Origin of the sequence: Spirillospora sp. NPDC052242, from assembly GCF_040679555.1 — a bacterium.
In the GTDB taxonomy this organism is placed as follows: domain Bacteria; phylum Actinomycetota; class Actinomycetes; order Streptosporangiales; family Streptosporangiaceae; genus Spirillospora.
The window spans coordinates 1-14,185 of record NZ_JBFAUZ010000036.1 but is presented as its reverse complement, the minus strand read 5'-3'; the positions used below and the strand labels follow the sequence as shown (position 1 = coordinate 14,185).

Annotated in this window: 19 protein-coding genes; 9 read left to right on the top strand and 10 right to left on the bottom strand. The window is 73.7% G+C overall.

Features of this window, described 5'->3' with window-relative positions; genetic code table 11:
• The 3 genes from AB0L25_RS27000 to AB0L25_RS26990 form a co-directional block, all read right to left on the bottom strand.
• Positions 1-915 (bottom strand): LLM class flavin-dependent oxidoreductase, encoded by a 915-nt coding sequence (locus AB0L25_RS27000; protein ID WP_500175493.1) that lies wholly within the window; start codon positions 913-915, stop codon positions 1-3.
• 138 nt (positions 916-1,053) lie between these two features.
• Positions 1,054-1,527, bottom strand: a complete 474-nt coding sequence (locus AB0L25_RS26995; protein ID WP_500175492.1) for a MarR family winged helix-turn-helix transcriptional regulator — start codon at positions 1,525-1,527, stop codon at positions 1,054-1,056.
• A gap of 43 nt (positions 1,528-1,570) precedes the next feature.
• The gene (locus AB0L25_RS26990) at positions 1,571-1,756 is read right to left on the bottom strand and encodes a hypothetical protein (RefSeq protein WP_500175491.1); all 186 of its coding nucleotides are present in this window, start codon (positions 1,754-1,756) and stop codon (positions 1,571-1,573) included.
• Between the two features lie 52 nt (positions 1,757-1,808).
• Between AB0L25_RS26990 and AB0L25_RS26985 the strand changes: the two genes are divergently transcribed.
• Together AB0L25_RS26985 and AB0L25_RS26980 are read left to right on the top strand one after the other, a co-directional pair.
• The gene (locus tag AB0L25_RS26985) at positions 1,809-2,195 is read left to right on the top strand and encodes a YybH family protein (protein ID WP_500175490.1); all 387 of its coding nucleotides are present in this window, start codon (positions 1,809-1,811) and stop codon (positions 2,193-2,195) included.
• 279 nt (positions 2,196-2,474) lie between these two features.
• The gene (locus tag AB0L25_RS26980) at positions 2,475-3,323 is read left to right on the top strand and encodes a DUF1266 domain-containing protein (RefSeq protein ID WP_500175489.1); all 849 of its coding nucleotides are present in this window, start codon (positions 2,475-2,477) and stop codon (positions 3,321-3,323) included.
• A 3-nt stretch (positions 3,324-3,326) separates the two neighbouring features.
• On the opposite strand, the gene AB0L25_RS26975 is transcribed toward AB0L25_RS26980, so the two are convergent.
• The gene (locus tag AB0L25_RS26975) at positions 3,327-4,208 is read right to left on the bottom strand and encodes a hypothetical protein (RefSeq protein ID WP_500175488.1); all 882 of its coding nucleotides are present in this window, start codon (positions 4,206-4,208) and stop codon (positions 3,327-3,329) included.
• A gap of 230 nt (positions 4,209-4,438) precedes the next feature.
• Between AB0L25_RS26975 and AB0L25_RS26970 the strand changes: the two genes are divergently transcribed.
• Both AB0L25_RS26970 and AB0L25_RS26965 read left to right on the top strand, forming a co-directional pair.
• Positions 4,439-5,656, top strand: a complete 1,218-nt coding sequence (locus AB0L25_RS26970; protein WP_500175487.1) for an MFS transporter — start codon at positions 4,439-4,441, stop codon at positions 5,654-5,656.
• Positions 5,643-6,008, top strand: coding sequence for a MerR family transcriptional regulator (locus AB0L25_RS26965; protein ID WP_500175486.1), 366 nt, complete (start codon positions 5,643-5,645; stop codon positions 6,006-6,008). The genes AB0L25_RS26970 and AB0L25_RS26965 overlap by 14 nt, the downstream gene beginning before the upstream one ends.
• 12 nt (positions 6,009-6,020) lie before the next feature.
• Here the strand turns inward: AB0L25_RS26965 and AB0L25_RS26960 are convergent, their stop codons facing one another.
• Positions 6,021-6,980, bottom strand: a complete 960-nt coding sequence (locus AB0L25_RS26960; protein WP_500175485.1) for a helix-turn-helix transcriptional regulator — start codon at positions 6,978-6,980, stop codon at positions 6,021-6,023.
• Between the two features lie 82 nt (positions 6,981-7,062).
• Here AB0L25_RS26960 and AB0L25_RS26955 point away from each other — a divergent pair, with 82 nt between their 5' ends.
• Positions 7,063-8,157, top strand: a complete 1,095-nt coding sequence (locus tag AB0L25_RS26955; protein ID WP_500175484.1) for an epoxide hydrolase family protein — start codon at positions 7,063-7,065, stop codon at positions 8,155-8,157.
• A gap of 47 nt (positions 8,158-8,204) precedes the next feature.
• Here the strand turns inward: AB0L25_RS26955 and AB0L25_RS26950 are convergent, their stop codons facing one another.
• Positions 8,205-8,456: a hypothetical protein gene (locus AB0L25_RS26950; protein WP_500175483.1), complete on the bottom strand. Its 252-nt coding sequence runs from the start codon at positions 8,454-8,456 to the stop codon at positions 8,205-8,207.
• Positions 8,457-8,649: 193 nt separating this feature from the next.
• On the opposite strand from AB0L25_RS26950, the gene AB0L25_RS26945 reads away from it, so the two are divergent.
• The gene (locus AB0L25_RS26945; RefSeq protein ID WP_500175482.1) at positions 8,650-9,483 is read left to right on the top strand and encodes a hypothetical protein; all 834 of its coding nucleotides are present in this window, start codon (positions 8,650-8,652) and stop codon (positions 9,481-9,483) included.
• Here the strand turns inward: AB0L25_RS26945 and AB0L25_RS26940 are convergent.
• On the bottom strand, positions 9,480-10,316 hold the full coding sequence (locus AB0L25_RS26940) for a phosphoribosylaminoimidazolesuccinocarboxamide synthase (protein WP_500175481.1): 837 nt from the start codon (positions 10,314-10,316) through the stop codon (positions 9,480-9,482). The genes AB0L25_RS26945 and AB0L25_RS26940 overlap by 4 nt on opposite strands.
• Before the next feature lie 154 nt (positions 10,317-10,470).
• Positions 10,471-11,103, bottom strand: a complete 633-nt coding sequence (locus AB0L25_RS26935; protein WP_500175480.1) for an FMN-dependent NADH-azoreductase — start codon at positions 11,101-11,103, stop codon at positions 10,471-10,473.
• Positions 11,104-11,203: 100 nt separating this feature from the next.
• On the opposite strand from AB0L25_RS26935, the gene AB0L25_RS26930 reads away from it, so the two are divergent.
• The 3 genes from AB0L25_RS26930 to AB0L25_RS26920 all read left to right on the top strand — a co-directional run bounded on the left by AB0L25_RS26930 (position 11,204) and on the right by AB0L25_RS26920 (position 13,375).
• Positions 11,204-11,812: a TetR/AcrR family transcriptional regulator gene (locus AB0L25_RS26930; RefSeq protein WP_500175479.1), complete on the top strand. Its 609-nt coding sequence runs from the start codon at positions 11,204-11,206 to the stop codon at positions 11,810-11,812.
• Positions 11,813-11,918: 106 nt separating this feature from the next.
• Positions 11,919-12,485: an RNA polymerase sigma factor gene (locus AB0L25_RS26925; RefSeq protein ID WP_500175478.1), complete on the top strand. Its 567-nt coding sequence runs from the start codon at positions 11,919-11,921 to the stop codon at positions 12,483-12,485.
• On the top strand, positions 12,482-13,375 hold the full coding sequence (locus AB0L25_RS26920) for a hypothetical protein (protein WP_500175477.1): 894 nt from the start codon (positions 12,482-12,484) through the stop codon (positions 13,373-13,375). Before AB0L25_RS26925 ends, AB0L25_RS26920 begins: the two co-directional genes overlap by 4 nt.
• A gap of 27 nt (positions 13,376-13,402) precedes the next feature.
• Here AB0L25_RS26920 and AB0L25_RS26915 read toward each other — a convergent pair whose 3' ends face one another.
• Positions 13,403-13,795, bottom strand: a complete 393-nt coding sequence (locus AB0L25_RS26915) for a cytidine deaminase family protein (RefSeq protein ID WP_500175476.1) — start codon at positions 13,793-13,795, stop codon at positions 13,403-13,405.
• Complete coding sequence (locus tag AB0L25_RS26910) at positions 13,792-14,055, bottom strand: hypothetical protein (protein WP_500175475.1); 264 nt, start codon at positions 14,053-14,055, stop codon at positions 13,792-13,794. Before AB0L25_RS26910 ends, AB0L25_RS26915 begins: the two co-directional genes overlap by 4 nt.
• Positions 14,056-14,185: the final 130 nt, after the last annotated feature.

The following is a 14,185-nucleotide window of genomic DNA, read 5'->3' as shown; positions in this document are numbered from 1 at the left end:
TCAGCTCCCCGCCTTCGCGACCGCCTCCCGGACCGCCGGGGCGATCTCCCCGCCCCACCGGCCGAGCGAGACGTCGTCGTGCGCGCCGTGGCCGGGCGGGAACAGCAGGAACCCGGACGCGCCGTGCTCCAGTACCGCCCCGGTCAGCTCCTCGACCCACTGGTCCGCGGACCCGCCGACCCAGCGGCCCTCGCGGTCGCGGGTGGCGGGCAGCGGCCGGTCGGTGATGCGGCCGGGCAGGTTGTAGACCGTGCGGACGTCCTGCGGGTCCCGCCCGGCTTCGGCCGCCGCCGCGTCGATGACCGGCCGCGACGTCCGGTACCGCTCGCTGAGCCAGTCCGCCGCGTGCCCCGGGATCCAGCCGTCCGCGACCCGGCCCGTCGCGGCCAGGGACCGCTTCCCGACCGACCCGGTCCAGACGGGCGGCGCGGGCACGGGCGCCGGCTCGATGCCGTCCACCCGGTAGTGCCGGCCGTGGTGGGTGACCGGTTCGCCGCCGCCCGACAGTGCCTTGACCAGGACGATCGCCTCCTCGAACGCGTCCACCGCCTCGCCGGGCGACAGCCGCGGCACCCCCATGTCGGCGATCCGGTCCCACAGCCCGCCCGCGCCCATGCCGAGCACCACCCGGCCGCCCGACAGCGCCGATAGCGTCGTCACCGTCCGCGCCAGCATGGGCGCGGGCCGGGTCGGCAGGTTGCTCACGTTGGCGAAACCCGCGATGTGCCGGGTCTGCCCGAGGACGAAACCGATCGTCGCGTACGCGTCGAGCCGTCCGCCGATGTACGGGTGGTCCGACAGGGAGAACAGGTCGAGGCCGTCCTGATCGGCCCGCCGCACCATGCGCAGCAACTCGGGCGCCTCGTCGATGCCCGTGTGGGCGCCGAACCCGAAAACGACATCCTCGATGGACATGGGCTTTCCCTCCGTCGCTCCGTCACCACGCGTACGCCCTACATTCCGCGCAGGAAGGACGCACGCGTTGGTTCGTGCCACGAACTGTATTAGTTCGTGGCACGAACTTCAAGAGCCGATCGTCCGGGGGCCTTCGGGTCAGCGGTCGTGGGTGTCCTCGCCCGGTTCGAGGAAGACGGCCGGGACCTCGTTGTCGAGGACGACGCGGCCGAGCAGCTCGGCGAGGGAGTCCCGCTCGGTGTCGTCCAGCCCCCGCGTCAGCTCCTCGATCCGCCGGCACGTCTCGGTGAAGAACGCGTGCGCCAGCCGGTCGCCCTTCGAGGTGAGCGCGACCCGCACCGCCCGCGTGTCCCGTTCGTCCGTCTCGCGGCGCACCAGCCCGTTGCGCTCGGTGCGGTCCACCAGCCCGGTCAGGCTCGACTTGGCCAGCCTCAGCATCGACCCCAGCTCGCCCATGCCGTACGGCTGCTTCATCAGCACGCACAGCAACTGCCCCTGCTGCGCGGTGATGCCGTGTTCCCGGGCCGACTCGCCGTACACGGCGTTCACCAGGAACGTGGACCGCACGAGCGCGGACGCGATCCCGATTCGGCCGTCGTCATTTTTGAGCACGCGGCCAGTGTACCGACGAACCCCCCGGAGTTCGTGTGACGAACTATCGGGCGCCCCAGTCCCAGAGGGCCTGCAGGACCGGGCCGAGCTCCCGCACCACCAGCGTCGTCCACCGCCCCCGCAGCGCCGCCGGCGCGATCTCTACCGGGCACTCCTCCTCCGCCGGCGCCGCGACCGCCGCGCGCGGATCGTCCGGCAACCCCGGCCGGATAACCGTTTGGTGAGCCACGGGCGCGCCTTCTAGGTTCTCGGTCACTAGCCCCCACCGGAAGGATCCCAGGATGCGACCGCTCGCCGAACGCCCCGAGGACGTCCCCGCCGTCTTCGCCGACCGCTTCAACTCCGGCGACCCTGCCGCCCTCGCCGAGGTCTACGAGGACGACGGCATGCTCGTCCTCGGCTCGCCCCTCACCGGCGAGGCCGCCCACGCCGCGAACGCCCACCTCCAGGGCCTCGGCGTGCCGATCACCGTCCGTCCCCGGCACGTCCACGCCAACGGCGACCTCGCGCTCCTGATCGTCGACTGGGCCATCGAGGGCACCGGCCCGGACGGCGAACCCGTCGCCGTCCGCGGCACCGCGACCGACGTCGCCCGGCGCGGAAAGGACGGGTACTGGCGGTACGCGATCGACAACCCCTTCGGCGTCGAAGAGTTCAGAGGGCCCTGAACTTGAGAAGTGACACGTGGACGAACGGCTCCGCCGGATCGCCGCCAAGCCGGCGATCGTCCCCCACCTGACCCACCGCTCGCACTCGTTCGGCGAGGAATCGCACGGCTGCGCCCTCGGGCCGCCACTGACCGAGGCCCAGGTCGCCGCCCGCACGCCGCCTCACTCCCGACGACCGCGCCGCACGCGTCACCGACCCCATTCGGGGATCGGAGCCCTAGAGTGTCGCTTACCTCGGATTTGTCGATACGGCGATTGGCGTACGCAGTGAGCAGCAACGTGACCGACGACCTGCCGAAGATCACGGCGTTTCCCGACGTCGAAGTGGCTCGGAACCACGGCAGCAGATGGTCGAATGCGGAGCTCTCCGACGACCAGTACAGGGCACTTGCCGTGGGCTTCTACTACACCTACTCCTGGGCGGCATATGCCGACACCGTCGCCTTGCTGCCCGAGTACGACGATGAACCGGAGACCCGGCGCGAGCGGTCGATCGAAGGGTTGCACAGGTCGTGGGGAGTCGACAACGCCGCCGACGCCCGCGACACCATCGGCGCGCTGCTCCGCGGCATGCACGCGCCGATTTTCGAGGCCGTCCATCCGCTGGCGATGGAGGCGGCGAAACAAGAATCCAAGCTCGGCATGCCGGACGTCTCCAGCGAGCATCGCGAGTTCCTGCGGACCCTCTCGAAGTTCCGTCGCGAATCGGGGTCCGGCGGTTACGACCGCTACTACGAGACCTGGTGGCAAGCCATCAAACTCGGACTCGTCGACAGCTTGCCGCAGCCGTTGCAGACCGATGTCACCGCCTGGGATCTGTGCCGCGTCGTCTTCGTCGTCCGGGCCGCGCACACGGCCGGCTACCTGAGCGAGGACGAGGCGTGGGACCACCTGTACGAAGGGTTGGCGAAGGCGCAACGGCACTACCGCAATTGGAGGCAGCTCGCCGACGGATGGCTGACCGGCGCCATCTTCTGGGCGGCCCACCAGGATCTCGCGGCGGCGAAAAAAGAGATCGCGGCGCGACGCAAGATCATCTTCTATCAGCACGTGCACCAGTCGAGTCCCTGGCGGCTGTACGCGCTGCACCCTGGGGCGCCGAAGTTCGGCCTGGGGAACTGGTTCTGAACGTCAGTTCGGCATCGCCAGCAGGATGCCCGTCGCCCGGCGTTCGAAATCCGCGTCGTCGACCATGCCGAGCGTGCGCCGTTCCACCAGGAGCTGCCATTCGGCGAACAGATCCGCCGACGACGGCCGCGACCATGCGATCGAGCCGTCGACGGCATCGATCTCGCAGACCAGTCGCAGCGCTTGAGCGCACCGGTCGATGTCGGCCGCATCCTCACCGGGAAATTCCAGATCCGCCATGACTCCGGTGGACACGCGCAACACCGGACCGTTCTCCGGCGTACCAAGGACCTCGACGCCGTCCACGAACGCGACCGGAAAAGCGTGGACGGCTTCCCGGGCCATGAACAGCACCTGCACGGTGCTGATCGCCAGGATCCCGGCAACACCCTTATGCCACGCCAGCGCCAGTTCGAGGTAGTGCTCGTCCAGCCTGGTGTACTCGCGCAGCACCGCAATGCGCTCTGCGCGGACGGGCGAGTGCATCCGGGCGGCCGCCGCGTCGACATCGGGCCGGATCGGGCCGTCCGCCCCGACCAGCGGCTTCGGCGGGCTCAGGTCCGGCCGCCGCGGAGCGATCCTTCGCATCTCCAGTAGTTCGCTCTGGACGGCCTGGATCAGCGCCTCCGCCTGCTCCCGCATCTCGGCGTCCAGGAACACCGGCACCGGATGGTGCTGCGTCCGCGCGCCGTCGACCACGAAATCCGGTGAACGGAAGTACAGCAGCATGACCGGCTCGGCGTTTTTCGAGATCCCGAGCCTGAGCCGAGACAGATCGCGGACCATGAAATGGAGCGTGCCCTCGTCGTTGGCCCGCAGCGACACGACGCTCAGTTGGCTGTTCGCGTAGCGGACGACCATCGTGCGTCCCCACACCTCGATCACGCTCGCTCCTCCCCGCCCGCCCCGGCGTGCCGGTGCCGATCGTCGATCACTCGCGCGCCCGCCCTGGGGAGCGCGAGCGACAAGTAAACATTAGTGTTCACTTGACGCTTCGGGAGGCTCGACTTTCTGAACAGGCCCCAGCCCGATGCGGCGGGCGGGGTGTTCGTCATCTGGATATCCGGGCGGGCGGGTTGACCTTGACGTGGGCGTGAAGGTTTTAGCGTCCGGGCATGGATGCGCAGAGGACGCGGGACGCGGCGGTCGTCGAGGAGTCGCCGCGGTCGTTCCCGCCGTGGTTGTTCGCCCTGTTCCTCCTCGCCTTCTCGTTCGGCACGGACGACCTCGTCATCGCCGGCGTGCTGCCGGACATTGCGCGCGACCTGGACGTGTCGGTGGCGGCGAGCGGGCAGCTCGTGACGGTGTTCGCGTTGACGTTCGCGCTCGGTGCGCCGGTCGCGGCGGCGGTGACGGCGCGGGTGCCGCGGCGGGGGCTGCTGGTGGGGGCGGCGGCGGTGTTCGTGGTCGCGAACCTGGGCGCGGCGGCGGCGCCGGGGTACGGGTCGGCGCTGGTGGCGCGGGTCGTGGCGGGGCTCGCGGCGGCGACCGCGTCGCCGGCGGCGTTCGCGGCCGCGGCGGCCGCCGCGCCGGAGGGGCGGCGGGGGCGGTTCCTCGCCGTGGTGAGCGCCGGGATGACGACGTCGCTCGTCGCGGGCGTCCCGGTCGGGACGTGGATCGGGGACGCGCTGGGGTGGCGGGCGACGATGCTGTACGTCGCCGCGCTCGCGGCGGTCGCGGGGGTCGTGTTGGCGGTGACGCTGCCGGGGCTGCCCGGTGCGGCGCCGGTCCGGGGACGGCTGCGGGCGCTGCGGCGGCCGGGGACGGCGGTCGCGCTGGTCGCGATGGTCCCGGCGGGCGCGGGCGGGATGATGTCGTACGTGTACATCACCGAGATCGCCGGGCGGCTCGGGGACGTGCGGGGCGCGGCGGTGGCGCCGGTGATCACCGCGGCCGGGGTCGCCGGGATCGTGGGGGCGTTCCTCGGCGGGCGGGCCGTGGACGCGCTGGGCGCGCCGAAGGCGCTCGTGGTGTTCATGGCGGGGGTGGCGGCCGCGCCGGTGTCGATGGTCGTGCTCGACGGGATGGGCGGCCCGTATCCGGCGGTGGTCGTGGGGGTCGTGTTCGTGTTCTACGGGCTCGTGACGTGGGGGATCGCGCCCGCGACGCAGGCGTGGCTGCTCGACCGGGGCGGGCCGGACGCGGCGGGGGAGCTGCTGGCGGTGAACAATGCCTGCATGTACCTCGGGTTCTCGCTCGCCGGGGGCGTCGGCGGGCTGGCGCTGGGCGCGGGCGGCGCGGCGGCGGTGCCGGTCGCGGCGGCGGGATGCGCGGGGCTGTCGTTGGTTCTGTTCGCGGTGGCGCTCGTGGGGAGGCGTGATGCGGATCGGTGAGGTCGCACGGTGCGCGGGGGTGTCGACCCGGGCGGTGCGGTACTACGAGGAGCAGGGGCTTGTGCACGCCGAGCGGGACCGCAACGGGTACCGGGTGTACGGGCCGGAGAGCGTCGGGCTGGTGCGGGAGATCGCGCGGCTGCTGCGGCTCGGGCTGAACACCGACGACGTCGCGACGTTCGTCGGGTGCCTGGGGCGGGGCGAGCCGCCGTCGGGGGAGTGCGTCGATCTGCTGCGGGTCTACTCGGAGCGGCTGGGGGCGCTGGACGAGCGGATCCGGGCGCTCACGGAGGTGCGGGACCGGCTGGCGGCGGAGACCGACCGGATCGCCGAACATATGGCGGGCCGCTAGGGCCCCGGTTCGTCAGCCGGTGGCGCGGGTGGCGCGGGCGGCCAGGTCGCGCAGGTGCTCGACGAGTTCGGGCGGGTCGTGCACGGTGAAGTCGCAGCCGAGCATGAGCAGCCGGGCCGCGAGCCACGGCAGGGTGTCGGCGTAGGTGTCGAGGCGGCAGGTCCGCTCGTCGACGGGGGTGACGTCGGCGGGGTCGGCGCCGAGCCCGGCGCGGACCTCCTCGGCGGGGGCGTGCAGGGTGACCGTCGCGGTGTGGACGGGCGCGAGCGCGTACATCCGGTCGGTGACGAACGCGACGGCGTCGCCGCCGGGGACGTCGCGGGGCGCGAACCGCTGCCCGGTGGGGTGCGGCTCCCGGATCCGGTCGGCGCGGAAGATGCGCCAGTCGTCGCGTTCGGTGTCGTGGGCGAGCAGGTACCAGCGGCGGCCCGCGGCGACCAGCCGGTACGGTTCGACCTTCCGGCGGGTCGCGGCGCCGTCGGCCTTGACGTAGGCGAACCGCAGCGCCTCCCGGTTGGCGACGGCGGCCGCGGCGGTCGCGAGGACGTCCGGGTCGACGCGGGGCCCGCCGCCCGGGGGCGGCATCGCGACGGTCGCGGCGTTCAGCACGCCGACCCGCCGCCGCAGCCGCGCGGGGAGCACCTGCTCCAGCTTGGCGAGGGCCCGGACGGACGCGTCGCCGATGCCGTCGACGGCGTGCCCGGCGGCGGTGCGCAGGCTGACGGCGATCGCCACGGACTCCTCGTCGTCGAGCAGCAGCGGCGGCATCGCGGTCCCGGCGACGAGCCGGTACCCGCCGTCCGGGCCGGTGGTGCCCTCGATGGGGTAACCGAGGCCGCGCAGCCGGTCGACGTCGCGGCGGACCGTGCGGGGGCTGACGCCGAGCCGGCCGGCGAGTTCGCCGCCGGGCCACTCGCGGGGCGTCTGGAGCAGCGACAGCAGGGTGAGGAGCCGTCCGGGGGTGTCCGTCATGGTCTCCAGGATCCGTGTGGTTGAGGACAGGAGTTGACCTAAACCCACTCTAGCTTGGGCCCATCAGCACCGAGGAGGACACATGACCGTTCGCCCGTTCCGCATCGACGTCCCGCAGGCCGACCTGGACGACCTGAACGAGCGGCTCGCGCGCACCCGGTGGCCGCGGCGGCTCCCGGGCGAGGGCTGGAGCCGCGGCGTCCCGGTCGCCTACCTGGAGGAGCTGGCCGAGTACTGGCGCACCGGGTTCGACTGGCGCGCCCAGGAGGCCCGGTTCAACGGGTTCCCGCAGTTCATGACCGAGATCGACGGGCACGACGTGCACTTCCTGCACGTCCGGTCGGACGATCCGGACGCCGTCCCGCTGCTGCTGACGCACGGCTGGCCGAACTCGTTCGTCGAGTTCGTCGACCTGATCGGGCACCTCCGGGACTTCCACGTCGTCGTCCCGTCCGTCCCGGGCTACGGGTTCTCGGCGGCGCCCCGGGACACCGGCTTCGGCGTGGCGCGCGTCGGCCGCATGTGGGCGGAGCTGATGCGCCGCCTCGGCCACGACCGGTACGTGGTGGAGGGCGGCGACCTGGGCGCCTACATCGCGCCGGAGGTCGCGAAGGCCGCGCCGGAGCACGTCGCGGGCGTGTACGTCATCGGCGGGCTCGGCTTCCCCACCGAGCGGGACGTCCCGGACATGACGCCCGAGGAGCGCGCGCACTTCGCGGCGATGCAGGAGTGGACGACCGGCGGCGTCGACCACCACGCGATCCAGCGGGCCGCGCCGCAGACGTTCGCGTACGGGTGGAACGACTCCCCGGCGGCGGCACTGGCCTGGATGATGCAGAAGTTCGAGGACTTCAACGTCACGGACGTCCCGGCCGACAAGGCGATCGACCGCGACCTGATCCTCGCGAACGTCGGCCTGTACTGGTTCACGGGGTCGTTCGGGACGGCCGCGTGGCCGTACTACGAGACGTCCGAGTCGGGGTGGCCCGAGGGGCAGGACCTCGTCCCGACCGGCGTCTACAGCGGCGACCCGCCCAGCATCCGCCGGCTCGCCGAGCGCACCAACACGATCGTCCACTGGCCGGAGGGCAACCCGGGCGGCCACCACTTCATCGCGATGGAGCGCCCGGACGCCCTGGCCGCCGACCTGCGCAGGTTCGCCGCGCTCGTCCGCTGACCGGCGCCCGGAGCGGCCCCGTTCCCGGCGGAACGGGGCCGTCCCGGTCACGGCACCAGGACGACCTTGCCGGGCAGGCGTCCGGCGACGGCCGCGTCGTGGACGGCCGCGAGGTCGGCCAGCGGCCGCCGCGCGCCGACGTCGATCGTCGGCTCGCCCGCGTCGACCCGCGCGACCAGCTCGGCGAGCCGCGCGGCGTCGCTGCGCGCGAACACCCGCGCCGTCCGGACGCCGGTCCCGTCGGGCGCGGGGGTGGTGGTGCTGCTCGGCGACATCATGACCCGCGTCCGCGACCACATGCGCGCCCGCCCGCCCCGCTCCGCCGCCTCCCGCAAACGCCGCGGCGACGGACGACCGTAACCGGACAGAACGCGCACGACGGCGCCGTCACGCCGTACGATCACCCGACTGGCGCGCCGGGAAGTCTGGTCGGCACATCGACATCCGTCGGCCGGTGCGCCCCCGCGCCCGGCCCGTCGAGAGGCCGCAGGCATGCGCGAACGCGAACGGCTCAGCCCGACCGGTCTGCCCTGGCCGCGGGAGTGGTCCGGGATCCGCAGGCACGGACGGACGCGCAGCGCGGTCTTCGCCGCGGTCGGGGTCGTGCTGCTCGTCTTCGCGGGCCTGTTCGCGGCGTGGCCGACGGCACCCGAGGACGCCCATATGGCGTGGGCGTTCGTGCCTCTCGGCGTCGGGGTGCTGCTCGTTTCGTTCGTGGTGCGGGTCGGAACTGACCGGTCGGCGGTCTTCGTCGCCGTCCTGGAGGACGGCGACGAGCGGGTCTCCGGTGCGGCCTTCCCCGTCCGGCGCGACGTCCGTCCGGCCACGGCGACGGCCGTCGTGCTCTTCGGGGCGGGCGCGCTCGGGATGTTCCTCTCCCCGGACCCGGCGGTCGGCGCGGATCCTGTCCTGCTGGCGATCGGAACCGTGCTCGTCGTCGCGGGCATCGTCGCGGCCGCCGCCAGAACCGGGTTCCGGGGCGTGGTGCTGGCGCCGGGGCTCGTCGTCGTCCGGACCGCGCTGTTCGGGCGTTCCGAGCGGCTGGCCTGGGAGGACGTCCTGGACGTCATCGTGTACGAGGCGCAGGGCGGTCCGGCCTTCGCCCTGGTGCCCGTCGACCTGGACGTCTTCGGCACCGACCGCCGGGACCGGTTGCGGGCGGCGTTCGGGGAAGGCCGGGTGGAGGTCCACGCGGGGCGGTTCGGCGTCGACCCGGCTCTGCTGCTGCTCGCCCTCCGCCACTACCTCCACCACCCCGGCGACCGGCGCGAACTCGGCACCCGGGAGGCGGTCGAGCGGATCCGGGCGGGGCGGCTCCTCGGCTAGGAGGACGTCCAGGAGCGGCCGGTGAGGCGTTCGTAGACGTCGATGTAGCGGGCGCGGGTGGCGTCGACGACGTCCTGCGGGATCTCGGGGCCGGGCGGGGTGCGGTCCCAGTCGAGGGTGCTGCTCCAGTCGCGGACGAACTGCTTGTCGAGGGAGTGCTGCGCGCGTCCCGGCGCGTAGGCGTCGGCGGGCCAGAAGCGGGACGAGTCGGGCGTGAGGACCTCGTCGCCGAGGACGAGCGTCCCGTCGGTGGCGCGGCCGAACTCGAGCTTGGTGTCGGCGATGATGATGCCGCGCTCCCGCGCCAGTTCGGCGCCGCGCCGGTAGACGTCGAGCGTGACGTCGCGGAGGCGTTCGGCGGTGTCGGCGCCGATCTCCGCGACGACGTCGTCGAACGTGATGAACTCGTCGTGCCCCTCGACGGCCTTCGTCGTCGGGGTGAAGATCGGCTCGGGGAGCTTCGACGCCTCGACGAGGCCGTCGGGCAGCGCGATGCCGGACACCGCGCCGTCCTTCTCGTACTGCTTCAGCCCGAGGCCGGTGAGGTAGCCGCGGGCGATCCACTCGACGGGCAGCATCGACAGGCGGCGGCACCGGATCGCCCGGCCCTCCCACTCGTCCGGGACGTCCGTCGCCGACACGACGTGGTTGGGGATGATGTCGCCGAGCTGCTCGAACCACCACAGCGAGAGCTGCGTGAGGATCTTGCCCTTGTCGGGGACGGTCGTGGGGAGCACGACGTCGTACACGCTGACCCGGTCGGACGCGACGAGGATCAGTTCGTCCCCGTCCGCGTAGACGTCCCTGACCTTGCCGGAGTGGACGAGTTCCATCGGCGCTCCTCAGCTCGCGTTGCGGTGTGCGGGCGCCCGCAGGGCGTCGGCGTCCGCTGAGGAGCGTCCGGTCACCTCCAGGCGCCCGCGAAGTTTACCTGGTCGCGCGCGGGACGAACGGCGCCGCTCGTCCCGCGCGCGGGGCGTCCGGGCGTCAGGCGGCGAGCGTGCGGGCGCCGAAGCCGCGGGCGGCGGCGACGGCCGCGGAGTGGTGCTCGCGGGCGGTGTCGCGCAGGCCCTCCATGCCGGGGGTGGTGGCGGCGAGGGTGAGCTCGCGCTTGATGACGGTGAGGTCGGCCTGCCAGATGTCGGCGAGGACGCGCTCCAGGTACGGGGTGGAGTGGTCCCAGCCTTCGCGCGGGGCGCCGGGGCCGTAGCCGCCGCCGAGCGTGGTGACCAGCGCGGTGGGGGTGCTCTGGAGCAGCGGCTCCGTGGGCGAGCAGCCCGCGATCACGAGGTCCACCCAGGTCTTGAAGTGCTGCGAAACGCCGTAGTTGTACAGCGGGACGGCGAGGATCGCGGCGTCGGCGTTCCGGAGCTCCTCGGCGAGGGTCGCGCCGAGGGCGAGGGCTTCCAGCTGGGCGGGGGTGCGCTCCTCCGCGGGCGTGAATCCGGCGGTGACGGCGAGCGTCCAGGCGTCCGCGGGCAGCGCGCCGGTGCCCAGGTGGCGGCGGGTCACCGTGGTGCCGGGGTGCGCGGCGGTCCACTCGGCCTCGGCGATGTCGGCGAGCTCGGCGGACGCGGACGCGCCGGGGGTGATGCTGGCGTCCAGGCGGAACAGGTTCATGGCACTCCTCGATAGCGGCGGGACGCGGCGGTGCGCCGCGGCCTCCCGAACAACTAAGCGGACTTTACCCCGCTTCTATTCCCGGCGGTAGATTGTCCGCGTGGCCCCGTCCGTCGTCCCCTTCGGGAGGCCGCGCGGCGAGCGCGCCGACGCGGCCCGCAACCGCGAGCTCCTGCTGGCGACGGCCCGCGAGATCATCGCCGAGCACGGCGTGGCGAAGGTGACCATGGACGGCCTCGCCGAGCGCGCCGGCCTAGGCAAGGGCACCGTCTTTCGCCGCTTCGGCTCCCGCGCGGGCATCTTCCGGGCGCTGCTGGACGCGGACGAACGGGCCTTCCAGCAACGCGTCCTGGCCGGGCCGCCGCCGCTCGGCCCCGGCGCCGCCCCGGTCGACCGCCTGGTCGCCTACGGCCGCGCCCGCATCGCCTTCCTCCTCGACCACCTGGACATCGCCCGCGCCGCCCACGACCGGGACCGTCCGGTCGCCGTCGCCGCGGACGCCACCCAGCTCCACATCCGCGTGCTGCTCGACCAGGCCGGGGTGCGGATGCCCGCCATGGAGGGCGTCGCGGTCCAGCTCACCGCCGCGCTCGAAGGCCCGCTGCTGCTGACCCTGTCGGCGACCGAGAACCTCCCGCTCCTGGAACCGGACGCCGGGCGCATGCTCTGCGACGGCTGGGCGGCCCTGATCGAGCGCATCGTCCGCTGACCGACGCGGCGACCGCCCGTCCCGTCCGCTTCCGTGAAAGATCGGCGGAGGTCCGGACATGTACGGGTGATCACCGAACGAGGAGCCGACATGCCGAAGACCACCGATGGGTGAGGACGAGTTCACGGCGGTCTACGCCGCCACCTACCGACCCCTGCTCGGCTACGCGCTGCGCCGCTGCGACTCCCCCGAGGACGCCGCCGACGTCGTCGCCGAGACGTTCGCGATCGCCTGGCGGCGCGCCGCCGAGATGCCCGCGGGCGACCAGGCGCGCCTGTGGCTGTACGGGGTCGCGCACCGCGTCCTCGCCAACCAGCGGCGCGGCGCGCGGCGCAACACGATCAAGACCGCGGCGCTGCGGGCGGAACTGTCGGCCGGGACGCCGCCGCGCCCCGCACCGGAACCGGACGGCCCGGCCGTCGCCGACGTGTTCCGTGCGCTGCCGGACCGCGACCGCGAGCTGCTCGCGCTCGTCGCCTGGGAGGGCCTGTCCAACGCCGAGATCGCCACGGTGCTGGGGTGCTCGCGCAACGCGGCGAGCATCCGCCTGCACCGCGCCCGCCGCCGGTTCGCCCGCGCCCTGCGGGCCGCGGGCGTCGACGACCCGCCGGCCGAAGCGCGGCGCCGCGCCGCCGTCCACCCGGTCCGTTCTTCGAGGAGTGAGCTGACATGACGTCCCGGATCGACGAACTCGTGGCGGGGCTGGCCCCGGTGCACGACGACGATGTCACCAGCGAACCGTCCGGGCGAGGGGGCCGCGAGCTGCTCGCCGCCGTCCTCGCCGAACGGCCCCCGGCGCCCCGGCGGCGCCGCCGCGTCCCCCGGCTCGCGGCCGGTGCCGTCGCCGTCACCGCCCTCGCGGCCGCGCTCGTCGTCGGCCCGGCCGGGTGGGAGTCCGAGCCGCTGCGCAGCTACGCCAACGCGGCGGTGGCGATCGACGTCGAGGGCGAGATGTACGAGGTGCGGGTCAAGGACGCGTACGCCGACCAGCGCGAGTTCAGCGAGGCGTTCGCCCGGTTCGGGCTCGACGTCCGGCTGCGCGTCGTCCCCGTGTCGCCGCGCCGCGAACGCGACTTCGTCCAGGTGCAGACCCTGCGTCCGGCGTCCGACGGCGGGCTCCCGCCCGGTGGCCTGACGGGCTCCCACAGCGCCGAGCTGGAGTGCTCGCCCGGCCAGGACGTCTGCTCGCTGAGGGTCGGGCTCGGCGGCGAGGGGTTCCGCAGGCTGGGCGCCGACATCCGCATCGGCCGCGCGGCCCGCCCCGGCGAGGTGTACGCGGACGCCGCCCCGGCCGCGGGCGACCGGCCCGCGAGCCTCGGCCTCACCGGCCGGACCGTCGGGGAGGCCCTCGCGGAGCTGCGCCGCCGCGGGCTCGGCGCCGCCTTCACGATCGGCGCGTTCAGGCCCGACGGTTCCGGCAGCATGTGGGACCCGCCGGCGCTGTGGCGCCCCGACGCCGACCGCCGCGTCACCGGCGCGTGGACGCGCAGCTCCACCACGGTCGGCCTCCTGGTCGCCCCGGCCGACGGCGACCCCGCGCCCCTGCCCGTCCCGGCCGACTGACCCCGCGCGGACGGCCGGTGGAGGGCGTCAGTCCTGCTGGTCCGCGTGGACGTAGCTCTCGGGCAGCAGGTCGCGGATCGGCACCGCCCGCAGCGCGCCGCGCGCGCCGACGATCACGTCGATCTCCGGGAAGTAGTCGAGCAGCACCTGCCGGCACCGGCCGCACGGCGGCAGCACCCCGCGCCCGCCGTCGCCCACGGCGACGATCGTCCGCAGGTCCCGCACGCCCTGCCCGGCCGCCGCGCCGATCACCACCAGCTCGGCGCACGGCCCGCCGGTGAAGTGGTACACGTTCATCCCCGAGACGATCCGGCCGTCCCGCGCCCGCGCGGCCGCCGCCACCGTGTGGTTGTCGTCCCGCTCGTGGGCCGCCGCCATCTCCTCGGCCGCCCGCACCAGCTCATGATCGACGTCGTTCACCCGTCCCATGGTGCCCGCCCTCCGAGAGCGGTGCGGGCGGCCCACCGGAGCGCGGCGACCCCCGGCGCGTCCCGGTCCTCGGGCCGCCAGGCGAGCGCGATCGTCCACGGCTCCAGGTCCGTGACCTCGACGTACGCGACGCCCGGCCGCGGATACAGCAGGCGGGCCACCTCGGGCAGGTACCAGAGCTGGTGGCTCCACCGCTGGAACGACGGCACGACCCAGATCAAGAACCAGCAGACGGGCCGCTGCGTGGACAACAGCCCCGCGTACGGCACCCGCACCTACCCGTGCAACGCCACGATCTACCAGAGCTGGCACGGCACCTGGTAGCCGAGCGCCGCGCGCTCGTCCGTCCCCGCCGGGCCCCTCCCAGCCCAGGGGCCCGGC